We start from the raw sequence: 366 nt of genomic DNA, 5'->3' as shown, positions 1-366 counted from the left end.
GCGAGTCGATCGAGGCGATTCGCGCATCGATGGACGCGACGCTCGTGCGGGAAAACCAGCGGCTGTCGAAATCGATGGTGCTGCTGACGATCGCGATTTCGGGCGGCCCGTTCCTCGGCCTGCTCGGCACCGTGGTCGGCGTGATGATCACGTTCGCGGCGATCGCCGCGGCCGGCGATGTGAACGTGAACGCGATCGCGCCGGGTATCGCGGCCGCGTTGCTCGCGACCGTCACCGGCCTGTTCGTCGCGATCCCCGCGCTGTTCGGCTACAACTACCTTCTGATCCGCAACAAGAACGTGACCGCGAACATGCAGGTGTTCGTCGACGAATTCGTCACGCGCCTCGCCGAAGCGCACCGCACGC

Annotated in this window: 1 protein-coding gene; it reads left to right on the top strand. The window is 65.8% G+C overall.

Annotation, left to right across the window (positions count from 1 at the left end):
- Positions 1 to 366: MotA/TolQ/ExbB proton channel family protein (locus SB756_RS28505; RefSeq protein WP_410912854.1), on the top strand; the 366-nt coding region annotated here is incomplete at both ends.

It is taken from the genome of Pseudomonas sp. SIMBA_068, assembly GCF_046534705.1.
GTDB classification, from domain to species: Bacteria; Pseudomonadota; Gammaproteobacteria; order Pseudomonadales; family Pseudomonadaceae; genus Aquipseudomonas; species Aquipseudomonas putida.
The sequence above is the reverse complement of the archived record's forward strand: the minus strand, read 5'-3'. Positions and strand labels throughout refer to the sequence as shown.